Origin of the sequence: Bradyrhizobium sp. (assembly GCF_036735945.1) — a bacterium.
Lineage (GTDB): Bacteria > Pseudomonadota > Alphaproteobacteria > Rhizobiales > Xanthobacteraceae > Bradyrhizobium.
The window spans coordinates 1-17,379 of the sequence record NZ_DAINNI010000053.1 but is presented as its reverse complement, the minus strand read 5'-3'; the positions used below and the strand labels follow the sequence as shown (position 1 = coordinate 17,379).

General features: G+C 59.8%; 17 protein-coding genes and 2 pseudogenes. 6 read left to right on the top strand and 13 right to left on the bottom strand.

All coding sequences use genetic code 11. From position 1 onward, the window contains the following. Window positions 1–27 precede the first annotated feature (27 nt). From V7E26_RS17715 to V7E26_RS17700, 4 genes are read left to right on the top strand one after another with little or no spacing between them, the layout of a single operon-like run. Window positions 28–1,791 (top strand): hypothetical protein, encoded by a 1,764-nt coding sequence (locus V7E26_RS17715; RefSeq protein ID WP_324418334.1) that lies wholly within the window; start codon window positions 28–30, stop codon window positions 1,789–1,791. 49 nt (window positions 1,792–1,840) lie between these two features. After that, entirely contained in the window at window positions 1,841–2,869 is a 1,029-nt protein-coding gene (locus V7E26_RS17710; RefSeq protein ID WP_324418332.1) for a TAXI family TRAP transporter solute-binding subunit, read from the top strand. After that, entirely contained in the window at window positions 2,866–3,468 is a 603-nt protein-coding gene (locus V7E26_RS17705) for a hypothetical protein (RefSeq protein WP_324418330.1), read from the top strand. The genes V7E26_RS17710 and V7E26_RS17705 overlap by 4 nt, the downstream gene beginning before the upstream one ends. A 31-nt stretch (window positions 3,469–3,499) precedes the next feature. Continuing rightward, window positions 3,500–4,036: a DsrE family protein gene (locus V7E26_RS17700; RefSeq protein WP_324418328.1), complete on the top strand. Its 537-nt coding sequence runs from the start codon at window positions 3,500–3,502 to the stop codon at window positions 4,034–4,036. A gap of 74 nt (window positions 4,037–4,110) precedes the next feature. Here V7E26_RS17700 and V7E26_RS17695 read toward each other — a convergent pair. From V7E26_RS17695 to V7E26_RS17650, 11 genes and pseudogenes are all read right to left on the bottom strand, one after another. Then, a pseudogene (locus V7E26_RS17695) lies at window positions 4,111–4,710 on the bottom strand (IS256 family transposase); the annotation flags it as partial. 265 nt (window positions 4,711–4,975) lie between these two features. Further along, on the bottom strand, window positions 4,976–5,485 hold the full coding sequence (locus tag V7E26_RS30055) for an MFS transporter (RefSeq protein WP_442893422.1): 510 nt from the start codon (window positions 5,483–5,485) through the stop codon (window positions 4,976–4,978). 137 nt (window positions 5,486–5,622) lie between these two features. Next, window positions 5,623–6,189, bottom strand: coding sequence for an MFS transporter (locus tag V7E26_RS17690; protein ID WP_324418326.1), 567 nt, complete (start codon window positions 6,187–6,189; stop codon window positions 5,623–5,625). 113 nt (window positions 6,190–6,302) lie between these two features. Beyond that, window positions 6,303–7,319 (bottom strand): helix-turn-helix domain-containing protein, encoded by a 1,017-nt coding sequence (locus tag V7E26_RS17685; RefSeq protein WP_324418324.1) that lies wholly within the window; start codon window positions 7,317–7,319, stop codon window positions 6,303–6,305. A gap of 201 nt (window positions 7,320–7,520) precedes the next feature. Then, window positions 7,521–10,643: a proton-conducting transporter transmembrane domain-containing protein gene (locus V7E26_RS17680; protein ID WP_324418322.1), complete on the bottom strand. Its 3,123-nt coding sequence runs from the start codon at window positions 10,641–10,643 to the stop codon at window positions 7,521–7,523. After that, window positions 10,637–10,996: a sodium:proton antiporter gene (locus tag V7E26_RS17675; RefSeq protein ID WP_324418320.1), complete on the bottom strand. Its 360-nt coding sequence runs from the start codon at window positions 10,994–10,996 to the stop codon at window positions 10,637–10,639. The genes V7E26_RS17680 and V7E26_RS17675 overlap by 7 nt, the downstream gene beginning before the upstream one ends. A gap of 24 nt (window positions 10,997–11,020) precedes the next feature. After that, the gene (locus V7E26_RS17670) at window positions 11,021–11,716 is read right to left on the bottom strand and encodes an MnhB domain-containing protein (RefSeq protein WP_324418318.1); all 696 of its coding nucleotides are present in this window, start codon (window positions 11,714–11,716) and stop codon (window positions 11,021–11,023) included. Next, the gene (mnhG, locus tag V7E26_RS17665; protein WP_324418315.1) at window positions 11,716–12,054 is read right to left on the bottom strand and encodes a monovalent cation/H(+) antiporter subunit G; all 339 of its coding nucleotides are present in this window, start codon (window positions 12,052–12,054) and stop codon (window positions 11,716–11,718) included. The genes V7E26_RS17670 and mnhG overlap by 1 nt, the downstream gene beginning before the upstream one ends. 3 nt (window positions 12,055–12,057) lie before the next feature. Continuing rightward, on the bottom strand, window positions 12,058–12,300 hold the full coding sequence (locus tag V7E26_RS17660) for a hydrogenase subunit MbhD domain-containing protein (protein ID WP_324418313.1): 243 nt from the start codon (window positions 12,298–12,300) through the stop codon (window positions 12,058–12,060). Window positions 12,301–12,305: 5 nt separating this feature from the next. Next, complete coding sequence (locus V7E26_RS17655; protein WP_324418311.1) at window positions 12,306–12,566, bottom strand: monovalent cation/H+ antiporter complex subunit F; 261 nt, start codon at window positions 12,564–12,566, stop codon at window positions 12,306–12,308. After that, window positions 12,559–13,080 (bottom strand): Na+/H+ antiporter subunit E, encoded by a 522-nt coding sequence (locus V7E26_RS17650; protein ID WP_324418309.1) that lies wholly within the window; start codon window positions 13,078–13,080, stop codon window positions 12,559–12,561. Before V7E26_RS17650 ends, V7E26_RS17655 begins: the two co-directional genes overlap by 8 nt. A 184-nt stretch (window positions 13,081–13,264) precedes the next feature. Between V7E26_RS17650 and V7E26_RS30050 the strand changes: the two are divergent. Further along, window positions 13,265–13,579 (top strand): annotated as a pseudogene (locus V7E26_RS30050) (urea transporter); the annotation flags it as partial. 20 nt (window positions 13,580–13,599) lie between these two features. On the opposite strand, the gene V7E26_RS17645 reads toward V7E26_RS30050, so the two are convergent. Next, entirely contained in the window at window positions 13,600–14,232 is a 633-nt protein-coding gene (locus V7E26_RS17645) for a DUF1576 domain-containing protein (protein WP_324418307.1), read from the bottom strand. A 715-nt stretch (window positions 14,233–14,947) separates the two neighbouring features. Here V7E26_RS17645 and V7E26_RS17640 point away from each other — a divergent pair. Next, window positions 14,948–16,876, top strand: coding sequence for a TonB-dependent receptor (locus V7E26_RS17640; RefSeq protein ID WP_324418305.1), 1,929 nt, complete (start codon window positions 14,948–14,950; stop codon window positions 16,874–16,876). Window positions 16,877–17,046: 170 nt separating this feature from the next. On the opposite strand, the gene V7E26_RS30045 is transcribed toward V7E26_RS17640, so the two are convergent. Then, window positions 17,047–17,364 carry a LysR substrate-binding domain-containing protein gene (locus V7E26_RS30045; RefSeq protein ID WP_442893421.1) on the bottom strand — a complete coding sequence of 106 codons (318 nt, stop codon included), beginning with the start codon at window positions 17,362–17,364 and terminating at the stop codon, window positions 17,047–17,049. Between the last annotated feature and the right edge of the window lie 15 nt (window positions 17,365–17,379).

The window sequence follows — 17,379 nt, the reverse complement described above, 5'->3', positions numbered from 1 at the left end:
GTGCTGACGGTGAGTGTGCCAGTCTGCGTGTACTTCTGGTCCGAGATTTCAACCGTCGCGGCGCGGCTTTTGGAGTTGCGAGACATTGGTGACACCCGCCCTGGCGATGGTCGAACTGCGTCGGCAACGGGACATATTGGGGCTCCCGTCGCGAACGTGCGGGAGCCTCCGGGAAGTCTGCAATCGTCCCGGCGCGAAACATCCGTCGCCGCAAAACAGAACTCCCAGGCTGCACCCGATGCCTTCACGTCAAACCCGATGGAATTGCGCGAAGCTCTTCAAAAGGAAACTTTGCTGAACAACGCCCTGGTAGGTGAATTGGCGGCGTTGCGCAGCGAACTGATTTCAAAGTCTGCCATCGCAGACAAAGCTGCCGCTGAATCCGATCAGACGAGGCGGACGGCGGAGGTTGCCGAACTGCAGAACTCCGCACGACAGGAAGCCGAAAGATCCGCGGCTCTCACCAGTGAGCTGGCGAAGATGCGCGGCGAAATCGAAATTCAGGCGGCCCAATCGCAAAAGGCTGCCGACTCGGCCACGAGAGAAAAGCAGGCCGCTGAACGCACCATTGCAGATCTGCGGCAGACATTGGCGCAGGAGCAAAAGAAATCTGCCGCCCTCATCGAGGACAGCAAGGTTGCGTCGGCAAAGACAGCGGCTGCGGAGCAACAGCGCCGCGCCCTTGAAGAGGCACAGGCGCGGGCCACGGAACTCACGAACGATCTGGCGAGGACGCGCGGCGAGATCGAAATTCAGAGGACACAATCCCAGGAGCTGATTGACTCGGGCGCGAAGGAGAGGCTGGCAGCGGAACGCACGATAGCCGATCTGCGACAAACATTGGCGCAGGAGCAAAAGAACTCTGCCGCGCTGATCGAGGACAGCAGGGCTGCATCGGCAAAGACAGCGACTGCGGAGCCACAGCGCCGCGCCCTCGAAGAGGCACAGGCGCGGGTCACGGAACTCACGAACGATCTGGCGAGGACGCGCGGCGAGATCGAAATTCAGAGGACACAATCCCAAAAGGCAATTGACTCGGCCACGAGAGAAAAACTGGCAGCGGAACGCACTATCGCAGATCTCCAACAAACATTGGCGCTGGAGCAAAAGAAAGCCGCCTCCCTGATCGAAGACAGCAAGGTCGCGTTGGCAAAGACGGCGGAGCCGCAGCGCCGCGCCCTGGAAGAGGCACAGGCGCGGGTCACGGCCATGACGAGTGAGTTGGCGAGGATGCGTGGCGAGATCGAGATCCAGAGGACACAATCCCAAAAGGAAATTGACTCGGCCGCGAAGGAGAAGCTCGCAGCAGAACGCACTATTGCAGACCTGCGACAAACATTGGCGCTGGAGCAACAGAAATCTGCGGCCCTGATCGAGGACCGCAAGGTTGCACCGGCAAGGAAAGCAGCCGTGAACACACGTGCTGCGGTTACGCCGTCGTGGAACGGCCAAGCCCCACGTGTCGCACCGGCCGCGAAAACATCCGCAACGGAATTGAACAAAGGTACCGATGCACAGGTAGGCGAAGTGGGCAAATTGATCGCCCGTGCTGCCACGCTCATTGCTCAAGGCAATATCGGTGCGGCGCGGATCGTCCTCGAGCGAGCCGCCGAAAGCGGTAACGCTCGGGCGAGCTTCATGCTCGCGGAAACCTATGATCCCATCATCTTGTCAGCATGGGGCACTCAAGGAACACGCGGCGAAGCGATGAAAGCACGCGAGCACTACGCGAAGGCGCACGCTGGTGGCATCCAGGAGGCAAAGGGTCGACTGGACGCCTTGGGTCGGTAGACCAGCACTCGCATTGTCGACGACTGCTGGAGATCAAGCGGGAGTCAATATGAAGGGCATATCACGGTTGCGCGCGTTACTGCTATTTGGCGGGCTGGTATCTGTCAGCTTGCCTTTCTCGACTGACGCCGGGGCGCAAGGCGTCAGGGGCCAGAACCCGGATGTGCGTCGCATACTTCCGCAGACCGAAAAAGAGAAGATGAACGCCTGGACCGTCGGCCTCGCAGGTGGCCTGCTTGAGGGCGCCCCTCTGCGGCTGGCGGCCGAGATGGCTCGCGTCGTTGATGACGGCCCGAATTTGCATGTCCTGCCGATCGTAACTCGGGGCGCCACGGAAAATCTGAACTCGCTGCTCTACTTGCGGGGCGTCGATACGGCGATCATCAATTCGGACGCGCTTGAAGAATACAAGGTTCAAGTTCCTGATATCCTGCGCCGGACCAATTATCTGCTTAATTTATTCCCCTCGGAATTGCATATCTTCGTGCGCCCCGAGATCGAGAAACTGCAGGATCTCGCTGGCAAGAAAGTAAACTTTAACACGCAAGGGACAGCTGCAGCATACTCGGGACCGCTAATCTTCAGCCGTCTCGGCATCGACGCAGAAAAGACCTTCATCCCGCACCAGGTCGCGCTTGAGCAGATGCGCAAAGGTGAAATGTCGGCTGTGGTCTTTATTACATCGAAGCCGGTTGACGCCTTCGTCAAGGGACGCTGGGAACCGGGCTTCAAGTTTCTTGCCGTACCGTACGACAGCAAATTCGAGGATTACTACCTTCCTGCGGTGCTGGAGGCGGCGGAATATCCCGCTCTGATCAAGCAAGGTGAACGAGTGCCGACTATTGCGGTCCCAACCGCGCTTGTCGCATTCAATTGGCCGAAAAACACAAACCGCTATCAACGCGTGGCACGCTTTGTCGATACTCTGTTTTCGCGAATCGACAGACTGCAGGCGCCTGGATTCGACCCGAAGTGGAAATCGATCAACCTCGCTGCGGCGGTTCCTGGCCTCGATCGCTTTGCAGCAGCGCAGGAATGGCTTGATCGCGAGGCGCGCGCACCCAGAGCTTCACGATGAAGGCGATCGCCATATCCGTGGCATTGGAGGTTGCGAGCCGTATCGCCTTTGCACAAGCCGCGGCTGACTCGAATGCGCACACTATTGCTTGCAGCATGTCGGAACCTGGAGAGCACCAGTGCCTGGAGACACCGTCGCGTGACGTTGCAGCAGCGGAGGGTGAGGACAACTGGGTTATCAGTGAGACGACCTCACCTGTAAACTACACGCCTATCGTTACCGCCACGGCGCTCTCTCGCGGTGGCTCCCTGACACAGATCGCCATCTACTGCCGCGGCGGTCGCACGGAATTGGTTGTGTCCGGCCCTGCTGTCGCCAACAGAGGTGACGAATACAGCATATCGTATCGCGTCAACGATGCCGAACCGATGCAACTTCCGGCAAGCCCGTCATCGTTTGGAGCCGGAGTTGCATTTGCGGGCGACACGGTGCATCTGCTGCAATCACTCCCGCAAGACGGTCATATCGACATTCGGATCTCACCGCGCAGGGGTAATCCCCAGGACGGGCGATTTCCGTTGGGCGGGCTACAGACGGTGCGGGCAAAACTGGCGGCGGCTTGCAGGTGGCCAAACGCCCTCGCCAAGCCGCGCAAATAACGGTGACGGTATAGTCAGGAAAGGGAATGCAATGACCCCACGTCAGAATTCCGTGAGAGCAGCGGTTGGCATTGTAGCGCTCATCATCTTTTCACAACCGTTCGGAGCCTCGGCGCAGGATACCCAGGTGCGGAAACAGTCGTTGAAGCACTCGGTCGCCGAAAGGAAGACAACGACAAGGCAGATCGCTGCCGAGGCGACGCCACATCGCCTTGTCCTGCAGGTCAATGTCAACGATCCCGCAACAATGAACCTCGCGCTCAACAACGCGATGAACGTCGCGCAGTACTACAAGGATCGTAACGAGAAGGTGGCCATAGAAGTGATTACGTTCGGACCTGGCCTGCATATGCTGAGGGATGATACTTCGCCAGTCAAAGCCCGGATCAAGGCAATCAAGGAAGGCAATTCAGCCATTTCCTTTCAAGCCTGCGGTAATACACAGGAGAATATGCATAAGGTCGAGAACAAGGAAATCCCCCTGATTCCTGAGGCGACCGTCGTGAGGTCGGGCGTGGTGCGTGTCATGGAGTTGCAGGAACAGGGATGGACCTATGTGAGGCCCTGACGAAGCCGGGGAACGTGCTGCGGGTTCGAGAGTTCATTCTTCGCTGAGCCGGCAACAAGACCGCTGGATGCGTAGCCGTCGCTATTGTAGGCGAGCGCGACGTAGACGGCTTTGTTCTTGACCGGTCCCTCGTCGCGGATTTTGACCCGCATCGCGTCGAAAAACACGATGGGATAGACGGCGTCGAGCGGCCGGCTCTGCCACTCCCGAACCTCCTCGAGGACGGTGTCGGTCACCCGGCTGATCAGATCAGGCGAGACCTCGGCACCGTACAGTTCGGCCAGGTGGCCCTGGATCTCCCGCACTGTCATCCCGCGGGCGTACAGGCTCAAAATCTTGTCGTCGAAGCCGTCGAACCGGGTCTGGCCCTTGGCGATCAGCTGCGGCTCGAAGCTGCCGGCCCGATCTCGCGGCACCGCAATCTCGATCTCGCCGTCCTCGGTCAGAATCGTCTTCGAACTCGTCCCGTTGCGGTTGTTGCCAGTGCCCCGGCCTCCGGGATCACCCTTCTCGTAGCCCAGATGCTCGCTCAGCTCGGCCCCAAGCGCTCGTTCGATCAAGGCCTTCTTGAGCTGTTTGAACAGCCCGTTCTCGCCCGTCAGGTCCTCGGGCTTGCTGTAGTTCGCCAGAAGCTGGTCCAGCAGTTCAGCAGTGATCGTCGAATCAGTCGTCATGTGAGTCTCCCTAAAAGGTAAACTCACAGAAACCTACTTACACATCGTTCCGGACACCCTTGCCGCCTACCCCCGTGGTTTCGCAACAAACGCTGCCTCGCAGTCGAGTCGTTTGGAAAGAGTTCACGCTCTTCGCACTGGAAGCCCTCCCCGTGTCCTTATCGATGAGCCCGTAGGCACGGTCACCCACGACACCCCGCACGGACATGAAGTTGTTCGCCGCCCATAGATTTCACTGGGAATCTCTACAACGCAGCTACGGAGCCTACGTCTTCACTGACCGCCAAGCGTTCTGCCGAATTCGCCCCTCTGATCCCGGATCGTCAACAATCGATCCCGCAAAAAAAGCACATACGAAGCCAGCGAGCGCCGTAACGATCATGTAGATCGAAACCGGCCAAGTACTACCTCCACTCCATGCGACGAGCGAAGTTGCGATTAACGGTGTAAATCCACCTACAATTCCGCCGCTGACCTCTCTGCAGAAAACAAGCCCCGTATAGCGTATTCGCGTGTGGAACAACCCAGCATAGAACGCGGCAATAGACCCGGAGACTGAAGCTACCCCGAGCGACAAGCCGACGACAATCGCGAGCCAAATGATCCAAGTCTCGCGCGAGTTCAACATCCAGAAGAAGGGAAACGCGAACAGGGCGGAGGCAGCAGTGCCTAGCATGATCACGCGGCATGCCCCGATGCGGTCTGCCAGTGCACCGAAAAAAGGGATTGTGAACGCCGCCGCGGTGGCAGCAAAATGCGCTTCGGATCGGAGAATACTTCCAGTAGTGGAACGGCGGCTTGCGCGCGCCGGGCTTGCACGTCACTAAATTCAGGCGTCTCCTGTAACGTAAAGCGCATGTACAGGCCGACAGCAATGACCACGGCACTGAAGAGATAGGGTAAACGCCATCCTCAATTCAGAAGCGTCGCTTGCGACATGAAGCCTGTGACAAGTGTGAAGATGCCCAACGACAAGGCGATACCGATGAATACACCCGACGCCGCGAAAGCTCCGAAGAATCCTCGGCGGCGCGGGTTTTGCTCGGCGAGCAGAAGCGCTGCTCCTCCGTATTCGGCGCCAGCCCCGAGTCCCTGTGTTAGTCGAAGAACTGCCAGGAGAATTGGCGCCCAAACTCCAATTTGATCAAAGGTCGGCAGCAATCCTATTAAGAAGGTCGATACGCCCATGATCAAAAGCGTCACTGCGAGCACGGGCTTTCGTCCGATCTTGTCGCCGTAGTGACTGAAGATAATGCCGCCGAGCGGCCTTGCGAGAAAACCGACCGCATAGGTCGCAAATGCTGCGAGAGAGCCAGCGATCGGTGAAAATGTAGGAAAGAAGAGAGGCGCGAAAACAAGTGCCGCCGTGACGCCGTAAAGAGCAAAGTCATACCATTCAAGCGCAGTGCCGATGAGAGCTGTTACTATCAGCCGTGGCACGCGTGTGGACTGGGTCGCCCGAACTTTGTCCACTATCATGCCGTCGTTCCTGGCGATCTTCTACTTGCCTGCAGTGATTCGGAAAGTCCTCGTCACAGTCGCCTGTCGAACGAATTTGTTGGACGGACCATCAATTTGGCACGATGCTTTTTCTAGTAGCCCTGCAGGAAGTCCGAGAACCTTTGGCGTTGCAAAACGCTTTGATGTTGACGTTGCTTCGTAGGTGACACTCCGGAACGCGTGACCTCGCGCACCTCCGCGGGAGCCATATCAAACTCGCGCCTAAAGGCGCGACTGAAACTGGACGGATCGGGGAAGCAAAGGCTTGCCGCGACATCCGCAATCGACCGGTTTTCCGAGACATCGCAGAGCAAAGCGAAGCTTTCCGCAAGTCGATGGCGCTGAATATATCTGGCGACACCGCCCTCGTTCTCAAGGGCACGATAGAGTTGCGAACGAGACAATCCCACTTCCCGGCAAAGTTCATCGGGGCGGAGCGATGGTGAGCGAAGATTCTTGCGAACCGCCCGTCGAATCTTTTCCAGTATCGTGATGCCAACCTGGGGCGAGGCGATCATACACCGCTCGGCAGAGGGAGCGATGCAGGCCGCGACCATTGCGCGAACTGCATTTGGTAGCCGGGCCGCCTCCTCGGTTGTGAGATTGGGCAGATTGCGCTGAAGCAGAAGCATAAATTCGGCAAGGAGTTGGCCAGGTCCCGTCTGCAGAATTGATCCTACCGCTGCATCCAGGGATCCTCCGATCTCCGAAAACGAATCGCGCGGCAGGTAGAGCTGCAGTCGGTCCGAAGCGACGCGGTGGCTATCTGAGAACTGTCCCAGCGACCAGACGAATGGTACACCAGCTCTAGCATTCAGTTGCAGGTTGTTTGCGGAATACGCAGTGTCGCCCCGCTGGCAGTACGTAATCACCCAATGATCGACAGGACAACGGCGCAAATTCATCGCGGAGCGCACAGAGCGTGTGGCGGGAGCAGAAACCCGGGTAAAACTGAATTCGGGAAAATCCCAAATCAAATAATTTGCCTCAAAACCTTGTTTGTGAGCGCCAGCTGCGTGCACGTCAAAAACGGGCTGAAACCACTCTGTCCAAGCCGCCTTCTGGTCTCGGGCACGGACCGCTTGCGTCGAAAATCTGAAAGGATCCATAGGCTTCTCTCATTGCACCTTCTGCCGCGCCTTTGAATCGGGCAACGAGCGCCACCTGCCAGAATTATCGCCAGGAAACCGCTTTGACAAGCACCCGCATGCAATGCCCGCCCGAGCGCCGTGTAATACTTTTGCCGAAGAGAGCTCACCCGACCTAGAAACGCGCTGGTTCGCACACCTGCGCTGCGGGTCTGCATGGAGTTATCGACTCATTGCGAACCACATGTCATGCCCCGTCATCGTCCACAACTGATGGCTGCCGCCACCGAGGGCATAAAGTACCAACAGATAGTACAGGATGTAGAGATTGTAGGTGTGTCCGTTGCCGGTATAGATGCGTCGACTGCGCTCTGACGCGAATTGAGCGCACGCCATTACTGCATTCCAGAACCCGACAGCAAGCGAGGGCGTTAGCGCGACGCAGATGCGCTGAGAAGCCTCAAAGACGCTTTCAGAGCGCACTGATCGTCCACGCCGACTTGTACGCCGCAGCAGGAAGAGCAAACCCAGCAGCGCCGCGGAGATCGCCACTGCGAAGGCCATCACAGGCAATGGATTCCAGTACGCATAGATCAGCTCTAGCGACATACCTTCCCAGCGAAGCGTCGACGCAAATTGCGGGTCGATGGCCTGAGAAATCGGCTCGATCAGGAGCTTCGGGAAGAACGACATGGCAAGGATACCGCCGACCAGAAGATATTGCGGGAGCAGGAGCGCGAGCGGCGCTTCGGTAATGGTCGTCGCCGGGCGCTCCGACACGCCGAGAAAGATCGCCTGGATGAAGCGCGCCATGTAGAGAAACCCGATGAACGTGGCGAGCAGCGTCATCACCGCTGGCGCGTACCAGCCCTTCTCCAGCATGGCGCTGAGCAGCAGCCATTTGCCGCCGAAGCCCGCGAGCGGCGGCAGGCCCGACATCGCGACGACGGCTACGGTCGCGAGCGCAAACGTCTGCGGCATGGCACCGGCGAGGCCTCCTAGTTCGGTCAGCCTGCGCGTGCGGGTGCGCAGGATTACCGCGGCGGCGACAAGGAACAGGATGCCCTTGACCAGCAGATGGTTGGCGACGAGATAGAGAGCGGTCACCCAGCCGAGATGGCTCATGAGCGCGATCGCCGCGACGATATAGCCGAGCTGACTCATGCTGGAATAGGCGAGCATCCGCTTGATGTCGTCCTGACGCACGGCGAGCATGGCGCCGACCAGCGTCGTCAGCATGCCGATCCAGCCAAGAACAAGCGCGAAGTTCAGGCCCGCCTCAAGCCGGACCGCGACATAGGTCCCGACCAGCAATCCAAAAATCGCAACTTTGCTGATGACAGCTGACAAAAGCGCAGACACATCGTTCTCCGCCTCGGCATAGGTATCAGGCAGCCAGACATGGACGCCAGTTGCACCCGCCTTGATCAGGAGACCGATTGCCAGCAGCACGAAGACTGGCGCGACGCCGGGACCTGCGGTACGGAAAGCCGATAGCGACTGCGTTTCCATGATCGCATTCATGACGGCGAACCCGACCAGCATGAAGAACGCCGCAGTGAGCGAAAACAACAGATAGCGGAGCGCGTGCGCAGCAGTTTCGGGTCGACGCAGGACGAGGAAGTAGGAGGACAGCGTGATGAGTTCCCAGATGAAGATAAACTCGAGGCTCGTCGTCGCCCGCGGCAGCGCGGGTAGCGAGAGCAACATCACCGCAAGCAGCGGATAGAAGCCGGGTCGCTGATCGACGCGGTACAGGCAGCCGATCGACACAACTAGACCGCCAGCGAGCAGAATAATGGCATAGAGCCGGCTCAGGCCGGAGAGATCGCTGACGAACCAAAGGCCGGCGATCAGGACGAGCGCAAGCGCAATGAGGCCCTGCATGCGCGCGGGCAAGCGCCAGAGCCCGCAAGCAACGAGCCCTGCGGCGAGCGGAAGCGCTACCCAGGGCACATCGAGACCTGCGAAGCGCGCGATGATGCATCCGCTGATCACAAGCAGCGCCGCCATGCCCCCGATCGGTGTCAGCCCCGTCAGTCTCTCGGGTAACCCTTCGGCATTAGCGTCACCGTGGAGCGACTGGCCGAACCAGCGGAACATGTAGGCTGCTTCCAGCAGCGAACCCGCCAGGATGACAACGATGTAGAGATACCGCTGGTCGGACGCGAGCGTCAGGATCAGCTGCCACTTCGCGAAGAAGCCTGGAAAGGGTGGCAGCCCCGAGATCGCGGCGATGAAGATGCCAAACAAGACGACCGCCGCGGCATTCCTGCCTGGCAGCGACCAATCGCGCATGAGCAACTTGCCGACACGGCCCGCCAGCCAGAACAGGCCAACCTTGGCGAACAAATGATTGATGAACAGCCCGCCGACCACCAGCAACATCGTGGCTTCGGCGCCGGGACGATAGAGGAGCGCGACTGCCATCGTCAGCAGTGCCATCTGGCCGATCGAGGAATAACCGAGCAGGCGCTGCGCGTTGGTCTGCCGAAGCCCGATGAGATTCGAGAATACGAAGGTGATCGAACCAAGGATCGCGATTAGCGTGAGTTGCGCCTCGAACAGCGGCAGCAGCTTGAGGAGCGCAAAAAACACGCCGGCCGAAACGCCGCCGGAGATCATGGCGGCAACATCGGGGCGCGCGGTTTCGTAAACATCAAGACCCCAGCCATTGGCCGGAAACGGCTTCAGTTCCAGCAGCAGACAGGCAAGAAGGAAGATCAGCCCGGCGATCCCGATGGGCCCGGCAATGGCGGCACGGTTCGCGATCAGGTCATCGATGTTGAGCAGGCCGGTGACGGCATAGAGCAATATCGTGCCGATCAGAAAGAAGCCGGACGCCAACACCGTTGCCATGAGGTACTTGAACGTCGCGGACAAGGCGGCGGGCGTATCGCGCAGGCTGAGCAAACCGTAGGTCGCGATCGACACGATCTCGAGAAACACGAATAGATTGAACAGATCGCGGGTCATCACCATGCCCTGGATGCCCATGACGATCAGCAGATAGATCAGGACGGTGCTGTATTTCTCGCGCACGACGTGGACCGCGCCGAACAGCGCGACGAGATTCACGCCGAGCGCGAAGATCGCCTCCGGCAGCCCGAGCCGCAGGTTGATGGCTACCGGCGGCTTCGCGCCGCCGGTCAGCATTTCGATCGGTGCCGCTCCCTGTGCGAGCCGGAACAAGCCAACAGCGGAGATCGCTGTCATCGCCGCGAGCGCAAGCAGCAGCCCCACCGCCACTGCGTTGCCGCCGAGCCGATAAAGCAACGGGATCAGAAAGGCTACGCCGAGCCCGACAATGAAGATGTTCAGCGGCTGGAGCAGACCGTCTACCATTTCGAATCCGTGAAAGCGTCGATGGAGAGCGTCTTTTTCGCGTCGTAGAGACGGATCGCATAGGCAAACATGACCGCCGAGACCGCAAGGCCGATGACGATCGCCGTGACGACCAGCGCGGAGGGGACGGGGTCAACCGCGCGCACCGGGGCTTCGGCGATACTCAGCGCGCGGTCGATGATCGGGGCCGTACCGCCACGCACATAGCCGATCGCGACAATGAGAATATGCGAACCGGTTCCGAGCAGCGACAGCGAGATAATGATACGCAGGATGTTGCGATGTGTGAGCACGCCCCAGATGCCAATCAGCATGACAATGAGACCGGTGATGAGCACTATGGTGGAAATCATGATGGACCTGCCCGCATGAAGAGTTCAGGTTCGGAAGCTGTCTAGGATGACAGCGAGTTCGCACCCGACCTTGACGCCAAGCAGCACCGACAGCACCGGAATAGCTCCGGCGCTGAAAAAAGCCCCGAACTCCCCGAGCGGCAGCACCCGGTTGTCCAGAAAGCCGCCGGCGAAGATCAGCCCCGCAATGCCGACGAGAACAAACGAAACGCCCGCGGCGGATTCAGTAATGCTGAGAAAGGCGGTGTTCAGCACCAGCGACGGGTTCGCGAGCAGCAGGAGCATGACGGCAGATGCGATGACGGCGCCGCCCTGAAAGCCGCCGCCCGCAGAAATATGCCCATTCATAATGATATAAGCAGCGAAAATCGAAATCAGCGGCACCAGGATCTGGGTGGCGCTTTGTATTATCTCGGACGCGGGCGTCTTGCGTTCTGCTTCCGGATCCTCGGCGCCGGGAGATTTGGCGGTTACGCCGAGCACGAGTCCGACGCCGGCAGCCACCATGAACAGCACCGCAACCTCTCCCAACGTGTCGAACGCGCGGTACGTGAGCAGGATGCCGGTGATGACGTTCGGCGCGCCGAGTTCGAGCGGCACCAGCCGGACGTAGCTCTCCGCCAGCGGGCGCAGCGCCTGCTGCCCGCCATATCCGATCGCGATGCTCGCAAAGATGAGTGCGAACAGGACGATGGCGGCGACGGACAATATGCGCTGCATCAGGCGCTATCCCGTACGGTCGTGGTCGAACCGGAAAGCGGATTCGCGCCGGCCTTTCCGGCCATCGGGATTCCGATGCGGCGCGCCGCGCGCGCCAGCGCGTGCGAGGAGACCGGATTCGTCATAAAAACGAAATAGATCAGGATGACGAGTTTCAGCGTCCAGCCGGGATGATACATCGCGATGCCGATTAGGATCAGCGCGTTGCCGAGCGTCGAAGCCTTGGTGCCGGCCTGCATCCGCGTAAAGGCGTCTGGCATGCGCAGCATGCCGAGCCCGGCCGAGAAATGAAAGAACGCGCCAAGCAGGATCAGTATGCTTCCAATCAATTCCGCCATCACTCAATCCTTCGCACCCGCGGTCCTGCGGATCGTGTAGACCAGGATAAGAGTTGACAGTCCGGAGCCGATCGACGCTTCCGTCATCGCCACATCGGGGGCACCGAGCAGCACGTAGCAGACGGCGGCGAACAGGGTCGCGAGCCCGCCGCTGATCGCGGCAACAAGCACACCATCGAGAACGATCGCGAGAATTCCGCTGACAACGATCGCACCGCAGATGAGGAAAACGAGGAGCTCGAGCATGACGGCTAGAGCCCGCGTTCGAGATAGCGCGCCGTCGCCACCACGGCGAGGAAGCTCAGCACCCCATAGACCAGGGCGACGTCGAGATAGGCGAACCGGCCCGCAACATGTGCATATAGTGCGATCATCGAGATCGAAATGACGGCGAGCAGATCGACGGCCGCCACGCGATCCACAACCGTTTGCCCGATGATCAGCCGCAGCACCGCAAACCCGATGGCAAAGAAGATCAGGGCACCAGCCATGAGCAGGATGTTGTCAGCCAAAGGTCTTCTCCAGGTCGCGCTCGAACGGGCCGGCGATGAGGCGGCCGGCTTCTTCCGGGTCCGCCGTCTGCACGTCCAGCCAATGCACGGTCAGGGTATCGCCTTCCAGATCGACGACCAGCGATCCTGGCGTGAGCGCGATGGAATTTGCCAGCGCCAACCGACCGACCGGCGTCTGCAGGCGCGTTTTGATCTTGACGATGCCCGGATTGATGTCGATGCGGGGCGCGTAAACATAGCGCAGCATGCTGAGATTGGCGCGCACCATCTCCACCGCGAATACGCTGGTATAGCGAATGAAGTGCAGCAGGCGCGAGGGAGACAACCGGATGTCCGACCATGCCGGGAAGCTACGAACGAAAATCCAGGCGAGCACGCCGGCAATGAACGCGCCCGTTGCAAGCGCCTCGATCGCAAGCGACGAATTGGCGGCAAACCAGATGATGGCGAGAAGCAACCAGAGCCACAGAAAGCCTTTGGCTGATCTTCTCGATACGGGACGGTCCGGCGCCATCTTTGTCAGCGACTCCCCCAATCCCGAAGGCGTTGGCGATGCGTGATGTTAACTTTGGCGGCGTTGAAAAGCAATACAATCGACCTAGTCCTCCGTCCGAAGCAAGCAGCGCGCGTCTTCAAAGCTTTGACTGGCGTGTCATTATGCTAGGCTTCCTTCCAACTGAACTCGCTCGGACGCGCGCATGGACCGGATTTTGCGAGATTGGGAGCGCTGCTGCGCCACCCATCGGATACTTCGTTTCGTTGACATCAATTTGCGCGGTGCGGGACAAGTCTTGTTTCAGGACAATCCACTCAGCGGAGCGCTCTTCCTGGTAGCGCTCGGCTGGGGCGCATTGGCCGCGGGAACAGTGCACGTGATGACAGGCGGGATAGCCGCGCTCGTTGCGGGAACCGCGACGGCATACTGTCTGCGCGCCGACGCGGCGTCGCTCAGGACGGGTCTTTATGGCTATAACGGTTTGCTTGCTGGCCTTGCGCTTACCTACGTCCTTGGCCGGGGAGTCGAGGTGCTCGGCTACGCGGTTCTGGCGGGCGCGGTCACGGCTATCGCAATGCTTGGTCCGCTCAATGCCGCTAGCTGCGCTGCCACGGGTGAAAGTACAAAGCCTAGAACGACGCTCGTCATGATGGAGAGTGGTACCGTCGCAATATAGCCAAGCGAAGCGCTAAAAAGGATTTCCGAAAAGATGGGCGCAAGCGCGCATCCGAAGAACGCGACATTGATATGACTTGAAAATGACTCGCGCTTGAACCGAGCATAGAGGAAGGTGCCCAGCACAATGAACCACACATTCAGAAGATTCTTTCCGAACAATGCAAAGCCGAGCACCAAGAATAGCGTTGCAATCGCGGCGCCGGTCATCTCAGCCCTGGCCATCCGGTAGATAGCGCAGGCAGCAAGCGTGAGCGCGCCGGCATTGACAAACGCCCCCCCGATACCGCCGAGACCAATATAATCTGTTAGTAGGGTGTCGCGGCTGAACAAAATTGCTTCGAGTCCAAGTGCTGTGGCCTCGGGCCCGGACACCGCCAGCCCGAATATGACGAAAGCCGCGGCGTACGCTGCTACCATGAGGAGCTTGATGTCGTCGGAACAGAGGCGGTCCGGCGTCCGCTCAGCGTCCCGAGTTGCTCTCGCTGCGTTCACTCTCCCTCCTAACGAACGACGAACAGTATTTGGTCCAGCATCACGGTGCAATGTCACGCGTTCCTAAAGCCCTAGATGTCGTACAGTGTCCCACAATGTCTGCAAGCGGCGGACCTCCTCACTCTCTGAGCACCTACGTCATTCGTCGATGTTGTTCGCAGATCATTCCGAATGATGGAGATATTTCTCGCCATTCAGAAGAATGGCCACGCATTGGAATGTTTTGAAGCTGAACTGTGATTTAGGTTATGAATTCGGGCGTCCGAGCCGCAACTCCCGAGCAGGGAAATTACTCGAGCGGGTCGCGTCGAACTTGCTCTTTCTGCGCTGCGACCTGCTGTCTCCCCGAATACCGCTACCAGTGTTCTCGAGTATGAGATTTTTATTGCAAGCTCATACTACCTCGCTAGAATGTAGCAATTGTCATGCGGGGACATGAGCGTTGCGTAGATCTGCTTGGGGCGCGTTTTCCGCCGCTGCATACCTGTTAGCCGCGGAGTTTCCAGCGAATGCCCAGACCGCCGCGGCGCAAACGCCCGGCCAGCTTCCCGCGGTGACGGTCAATCCCCCCGACGCGAGGCCGCGCAACCGTCCCAAGCCGCCCCGTCGAGAGAGAGCTGCGCAAAATCCATCCGCGGTCCAGCCAAGCGTGCCCGTTGCACCGCAGGTCAGTAGCGGCGTAACGTCGGGCTCCGCGACCGCAGGGCCGGCATACATGCAGCCCACCGCCGCCAGTGCCACGACCATCGGCGGCGCCGAGGTGAACGCGTTGCCGTTCGCCCGCCCCGGCGAGGCGCTGGAAGTGGTGCCGGGCCTGATCGTCACCCAGCATTCCGGCGAAGGCAAAGCCAACCAGTATTTTCTGCGCGGCTTCAATCTCGATCACGGCACCGATCTCTCCATCAAGATCGACGGCATGCCCGTCAACATGCCGACCCATGGCCACGGGCAGGGATACGCCGATATCAATTTCATGATTCCCGAGTTGATCCAGTCGGTGAACGTCCGCAAGGGACCGTACTGGGCCGACGTCGGCGACTTCGGCTCCGCCGGCGCCATCGCGATCGACTACATCAACCGGCTGCCCAGGAACATTCTGGAGACCACCAACGGCACCTTCGGCTATCACCGCGGGCTGGCGGCAGGATCGACCGCGGTCGGCGCGGGCACGCTGCTGGCGGCGATCGAGGGTGTCAAATACAACGGCCCGTGGGACGTGGCGGACAATGTGCGCAAGATCAACGGCGTGCTGCGCTACAGCCAGGGCACGGCGACCGACGGGTTCACGCTGTCGGCGATGGCCTATTCCAACGGCTGGAATTCGACCGACCAGGTGGCGCAGCGCGCGATCGACCAGAGCATCATCGGCCGCTTCGGCACGCTCGATCCGACGGATGGCGGCACGTCCAGCCGCTTCTCGCTGTCGAGCAACTGGGCGCATTCGAGCGAATACGGGCAGACCAAGGCCAACGCCTATCTGATCCGCTCGTCGATGAACCTCTACAACAATTTCACCTACTTTCTCGACGATCCCGTCAACGGCGATCAGTTCAGCCAGCTGGACAAGCGCACGGTCTACGGTCTCAATGCCAGCCACGCCTTCGATATGCGCGTGGCCGGCATCGAGACCCAGACCCGCGTCGGGTTGCAGACGCGCGGCGACGATATTCGGGTCGGCCTGTTCAAGACGTTGCAGCGCGACATGCTCTCCACCGTTCGCGAAGACAGCGTGAGGGAAGGCAATGTCGGCCTGTGGGCCGATACGACGGCGCGCTGGAACGATTGGCTGCGCACCACGGTCGGCATCCGCCAGGACTATTTTGCAGGCCGCGTTTCCAGCGACACGCCGGAAAATTCCGGCAACGCACAGGCGTCGATGACGAGCCCGAAGGCCGGCATCGTGCTCGGCCCCTGGTACAAGACCGAGTTCTACGGCAATGCCGGCTACGGCCTGCACTCCAACGACATCAGGGGCGCGACGATCACCGTCGATCCGATCGACAAGGTGACGCCGCAGGATCGCGTGCCGCTCTTGGTGCGATCGAAGGGCGCCGAACTCGGCGTTCGTACCAAGGCGATCGATGGGCTCACGAGCTCGGTCGCGGTCTTCATGCTCGACTTCGATTCCGAACTGCTGTTCGTGGGCGACGCCGGCACCACCGAGGCGAGCCGGCCAAGCCGGCGGATCGGCGTGGAGTGGACCAACAATTACAAGCCGCTGCCGTGGCTGGCGCTCGATCTCGATGTTGCCTATACGAAGGCCCGCTTCACCGATTTCGACCCCGCGGGCGATCGCATCCCCGGTGCGCCAGCGTGGATCGCGAGTGGTGCGGTCACCTTCGGCCACGAGGCCGGCTGGTTCGGCGCGCTGAAGGGACGCTATTTCGGCCCGCGTCCGCTGATCGAGGACGACAGCGTCCGTTCGCAGTCGTCGATGATCTTCAATGCGCGGGCGGGTTACAAGTTCGACAACGGCCTGCGGTTTCAGCTCGACGTGCTGAATCTCTTCAACGCGAAGACCAACCAGGTCGAATACTACTATCTGTCGCGTTTGCCGGGCGAGCCGATCGACGGTGTTGCCGATCGTCACGTTCATCCGGCAGAGCCACTCGCGGTGCGGCTGACGCTGGCGGGGAAGTTCTAGGATAATTCAGAGTCTAGCTGTTACGACCCGGCTCGCCGCGCGGCAGTTTGCACGCTCAGCAGGGTTGCTTTCTCTCTCACATTTTAGCGACAACCGGCAAAGTCTCTACCGTTTCTACTGTAGGCAAAGGGTCAGAACCGGACTTGGCTAGGTGCTTTCAGTCTGGCGGTTCACAGTGATTGCACGCGTCCGTTTGTTCGCCACGAGGCTGAACCGAGCCGTTCACTCAGAAATTCCAAGAACACTTTTACCTTTAGAGATCGTTGGCGGCCCGACGGTAAGAGAGCCGACAGCGGGTAGCCTTCGCTCACCTGCACGTCTAGTAGAAGCGGCTCCAGACACCCGTTCCTGAGCGCCCTAGCAACTGCCAGTTCGCCTAATCGAACGATCCCAACGCCTTCCATAGCTAATCTCAAAAGAACGTCCGAACTGTCGGCACTGATGGCACCGGGTCGTGTCCCCAGTGATGGTGTAGCTCGGTAGAGCAAGGCCGTCCGCCCGCG